This is a genomic window from Anaeroplasma sp. (assembly GCF_034179385.1).
Taxonomy (GTDB): domain Bacteria; phylum Bacillota_I; class Bacilli_A; order Acholeplasmatales; family Anaeroplasmataceae; genus Anaeroplasma.
This window is the reverse complement of record NZ_JAXFPY010000102.1, coordinates 1-5285: the sequence shown is the minus strand read 5'-3', so window position 1 is coordinate 5285 and position 5285 is coordinate 1. Positions and strand designations below refer to the sequence as shown.

The 5285-nt window shown below is 30.3% G+C and carries 4 protein-coding genes; all 4 read left to right on the top strand.

The features are described from left to right. On the top strand, positions 1-761 hold a 761-nt coding region (rfbD, locus tag SPJ17_RS06890), incomplete at its 5' end, for a dTDP-4-dehydrorhamnose reductase (RefSeq protein WP_321094012.1). 125 nt (positions 762-886) lie between these two features. Then, positions 887-1909: a dTDP-glucose 4,6-dehydratase gene (rfbB, locus tag SPJ17_RS06885; RefSeq protein WP_321094010.1), complete on the top strand. Its 1023-nt coding sequence runs from the start codon at positions 887-889 to the stop codon at positions 1907-1909. Positions 1910-2644: 735 nt separating this feature from the next. Then, positions 2645-4720, top strand: coding sequence for a glycosyltransferase (locus SPJ17_RS06880; protein WP_321094007.1), 2076 nt, complete (start codon positions 2645-2647; stop codon positions 4718-4720). Position 4721: 1 nt separating this feature from the next. Further along, positions 4722-5192 carry a radical SAM protein gene (locus SPJ17_RS06875; protein ID WP_321094004.1) on the top strand — a complete coding sequence of 157 codons (471 nt, stop codon included), beginning with the start codon at positions 4722-4724 and terminating at the stop codon, positions 5190-5192. Positions 5193-5285 lie beyond the last annotated feature (93 nt).

Sequence of the window (5285 nt, the reverse complement as noted above, 5' to 3'; positions counted from 1 at the left end):
CTCAGGTGGATAAGGCAGAAGAAATGCCTGATAAGGTATACCAGGTGAATGCACTTGGTCCAAAATACATAGCAGAAGCCTGTCTTAAGGTCAATGCAAAAATGATTTATATTTCAACGGATTATGTATTTGATGGAAAGGGCATTACCCCATTTGAGGTAAATAGCCCAAAGAATGGTTTATCCGTTTACGGAAAAACCAAGGCACAAGGAGAAGACTTTGTTCGCTTTACTTTAAATAAATATTTCATTGTAAGAATTTCTTGGGTATTCGGTAAGAATGGTAATAATTTTGTTAAAACTATGCTAAAGCTCGCCGATATGGGTAAGAAGGAATTAAATGTAGTAAATGATCAAATTGGTTCTGTTACCTATACCTATGATTTATCAAGATTATTATGTGATATGATAGAAACTACCAAGTATGGAATCTATCATGCAACAAATGAAGGATTCATTTCTTGGTATGATTTTGCAGTTGAAATATTCAAACTTGCAGGTAAAGATGTTAAGGTAAATCCTGTAACTACAGAAGAATACGCTAAATTAGTTCCAAATCAAGCTGCAAGACCACTAAATTCAAGAATGAGTAAAGATACACTTAAGGAACAAGGTTTTAATTTACTTCCAAATTGGAAGGATGCTTTAAAGAGATATTTAGATGAATTAAAGGATAAGACCATAAATGATTCTATAGAATTTTTAAAAGAAAGTAAAATCGTTGAAATTAGAGATTTAAAGGAAAATCATATAAAAATATGATGGAACCTAAAAAGATACAAAAATTTCCAAATTTAAGGATAGATATGTATTATTCTCAATGTTCCATGGAAAGATATCTAAAAAATATGTAATCATTATAAAATCAATTAAGGAGAATAACTAATATGGCTAAATTTTTAGTTACTGGTGGAGCCGGCTTCATCGGTGGTAATTTCTTACATATGATGGTAAATAAATATCCTAATGATCAATATGTTTGTATTGATGCATTAACCTATGCAGGCAATATGGAGACACTTGCTCCAATTATGGATAAACCAAATTTTAAATTTGTACATGAAAATATTTGTAACAGAGATGCAGTATTTAAATTATTCGAAGAAGAAAAATTTGATTATGTAATTAACTTTGCTGCAGAATCTCATGTAGATAGATCTATTGAAAATCCAAGAATTTTCCTAGAAACTAATATTTTAGGTACACAAACACTAATGGATGCATGTAGAAAATATGGTATTAAAAGATACCATCAGGTATCTACAGATGAGGTCTATGGAGACCTACCTCTAGATAGACCTGATCTATTCTTCACTGAAGAAACACCAATCCATACATCAAGCCCATATAGTGCATCTAAGGCATCAGCGGATTTATTAGTTTTAGCATATCATAGAACATTTAAATTACCTGTAACGATTTCTAGATGCTCAAATAACTATGGTCCATATCATTTCCCTGAAAAATTAATTCCTTTAATGATTCAAAAGGCATTAAGGGGCGAAAAATTACCAATCTATGGTAAGGGTGAAAATGTAAGAGACTGGTTATATGTTGGAGATCACTGCACAGCAATTGATTTAATTGTAAGAAAAGGAAGAGATGGTGAAATCTACAATATTGGTGGACATAACGAAAGAACAAACCTTGAGGTTGTTAAAACCATTTTAAAGGAATTAAATAAGTCAGAAGACTTAATTAATTACGTAACGGACCGTCCAGGTCATGACCTACGTTATGCCATGGACCCAACGAAGATTGTAACAGAGCTTGGCTGGAAGCCTGAGCACAACTTTGATACAGGAATCAAAGCAACAATAAAATGGAATTTAGATAACCAAGAATGGTTATCCCATGTAGAATCTGGTGAATATATGAACTGGATTGATAAGAATTATAAAGATAGATAAATTGCATAAAATTGGTGGGAGTTGATTTTAAAATGAAAAAATATGTTTTGTGTGTTCGTCAGGTGAACATTATAGTGAGCTAAATAAAATAATGGATGTTTGCGATAATTATAAATCTATTTTAGTTACAAAAAATAAGGATAATTATCACACACCTAATGAAATGAAAATATATAGAATACATAGAATACATAGAATCAATTGTAAAGAAGTATTTTCTTAATTCATTTTATAATTCTTACTCTAAAAGAATTATGTATTTTTTGGAAAGAAAAACCAGATTATGTTATAACGACAGGTGCGTTATATATCTATCCTTTGTGTAAAATTGCCGAAGTATTTAAGAAAAAAATAATATATATTGAATCATTTGCAAGAGTTAATGAATAATCATTAACGGGAAAAAGTCTATAATTACTATGAAATATCAACCGATTATACAGTTAAACAAAGAAGAATACCTTCACAAAAAGAAAGGAAGATCTAATAAGAGTCTTTATTTGATGTATTTACGAAAAAAATAAATTAGGTTTACATTTAGAAATTGCTGGAATTCCCGCGAAAGCAATAAAATTAATTTGATTACAATAAATATTGATATTTCAATGTTAATAGCACAACACGCTTTCATAAGCACCATTTTCGGATGGTTTTTTAATTATATTAAAAATAGTGTATAATGGATTGAGCTTCACCCTATTACATAGGGGTATAAATACTCTTAAGGAGGGTTTTATGAATTCTTTAAAGGTTAGTATTATAATTATTGGTTATAATATTGAAAAGTATTTAAAAAATTCAATAGGTACCGCATTAAATCAGGACTATGATAATTTTGAAGTATTATTTGTTAATGATGGTTCTAAGGATAATACAGAAAAGTTAGCTTTAGAATTATATGGTAATAATCCTAGATTTAAGTTAATCAATAAAAAAAATGGCGGAATTGTTTCTGCAAGAAAGAAAGGATTAGAAGAGGCAACTGGGGATTACATCTTCTTTATGGATGGAGATGACTGGATGAATAAGGATTGTATATCTAATCTTGTTTCATCCATAAAGGATAATGAAGATATTGTTGTTTCCGATTTATATTATCAGGCAAAGGATAAATCCTTTATTGTATATCCAAATACTCATGCAGAGGAATTTAGTGATTTAGAATATTTTAATGAAATTATGCTAGATAAAATATTCCATTTCCTATTCCCTAGATTATTTAAGAAAAGCTTCTTGTTAGATGCAGGATATTTAGATTATAAGGAAGTATCTATGGCAGAGGATCTAATGACAAATGCATTAGTTGGGCTAAAGAAGCCTAGGGTTAGATTTTCTAAAACCGTAAATTATTACTATCGTTTTAATGACTCTTCTATGACTAGAAAAGGTTCAATGAAGCTATTAGAGCAAATTAAAACATTAGAGTATTTAACTGAAGAATTTAAAAAGAAGAATTGCGATAAAGAAATGATAGATAAGCTAATTTATCAATGGTTTAGCTATTTACATGCTTATGTTTATCCTACTATTGGTCATAAGGTAAAATCCTTAATGATTAAGGAAGTAAAGAAAAGAGTAGGAAATGATATAAAGAATAATCCATATGTAAAAGAATTTATGGAGAATCAAAAATCTAAAAAAGAAAAGCTTAAGCTTATGTATTTTAAATTCTATTATAAAGCAAGAAAGCTTGGTGTATTCTTAGATTTCTTCTTAAAGATTGCGATTAAGCTATATAGATTTAACAACAAGAGAAAAGAAAATGCATATAAAAAGAAAATGGGGAAATATTATAGAACATTTACCAATGCTTTAAATGTAGATAAGAATAAGAAGCATATTTGGCTTTTAGGTACATCGGATAGAAGTAATATTGGAGATCATGCGATTGCATTTTCAGAATCTACCTTCTTACAAAAATATTTCAAGGATTATCAATTCCTTGAGGTAACTGGAGATCATTACAGGTATGATCATGATGCAATTAAGCCATTTGTGGGTTGTGATGATGTCCTATTCATTACTGGCGGTGGCTTCTTAGGTGATTTATGGATGAATGAAGAGAATATGGTAAGACATATTATCAAATCCTATCCAAATAATAAAATTATTATTTTATCGCAAACGATGTTCTTTACAGATTCTGTAGGTAGTGAAAGTGAATTTATAGAATCAAAAAAGATTTATACAGAGCATAAGAATCTTACTATAATACTAAGAGATAGAAGATCCTATGAATTTGCAAAAACATTTATGGATGATAAGAAGCTATTCTTTATGCCAGATATGGCATTGTTCCTAAATGAGGATTTTAACAAGAAGGAAAAGAATGGTAAGCTTGCCCTAGTTTGCTTTAGAAAAGATAAGGAAGCTTGTCTATCGAATAGTGAAAGAAAAGAAGTTGAGGATATTCTAGCTAATCAAGGCTATACAATTCGTTACACTTCAACACTTGCGGATGGCAAAAATAATGGAGACATTATTTTATCGAATCGTAAAAAAATGATTGATGCAAAGCTTGAAGAGTTTAGTGAGGCAGATATCTTTGTCACAGACCGCTTACATGGAATGGTTTTAAGTGCTCTTGCAGGCACTCATACGATTGCGTTTGATAATTCAAGCCACAAGGTTTTAGGTGTATATAATGCATGGCTATCGAAATGTGAAAATATTGCAGTACTTGAGGATGTTAAGCTATTTGAGAAAGTATCTAAAGAGATTTTAAAGAAACCTATTTCTTATTCCTATACTCATTTAGTAGAAAAAGAAAAAGAATTAGCCGATATTATAAAAGAAATTATTGAGGGATAATATGAATGAGCAAATGAAAATGTTTATAGAGTGTCATGTACCTATAAAATCTTGTAATTTTAAATGTGAATATTGCTATGTTACCCAAAATGGATGGTGGAAGAGTGAAAAGCCTGATTTTAGCTATTGCTTAGAAAGCATTGATAAAGCATTTGCTAAGGAAAGATTAGGTGGAACCTGCATGATTAATCTTTGCGCAACTGGTGAAACCTTACTTTATCCTGAAATGGTAGAGGTTGTTCATAAACTGTTATTATGTGGGCATTATGTAATGGTAGTTACGAATGGTACTTTAACACAAAGATTCGAAGAAATTGCAAAATTTCCTAGTGAATTAAAGGAGCATTTATTCTTTAAATTTTCCTTCCATTATTTAGAACTATTAAAATTAAAAATGCTTGATAAATATTTTAAAAATGTTCATTTTGTTCAGGATAATGGTATGTCATTTACCGTTGAGATCAGAGAATAGACTTGTGGTTGCTCAGGGGACAGGGGCGGGAGTGGGAGGGATTGGGAGCCTGAGGTTAAAGGATGCAAACTATTGCTCTTGGAATGGATTGAC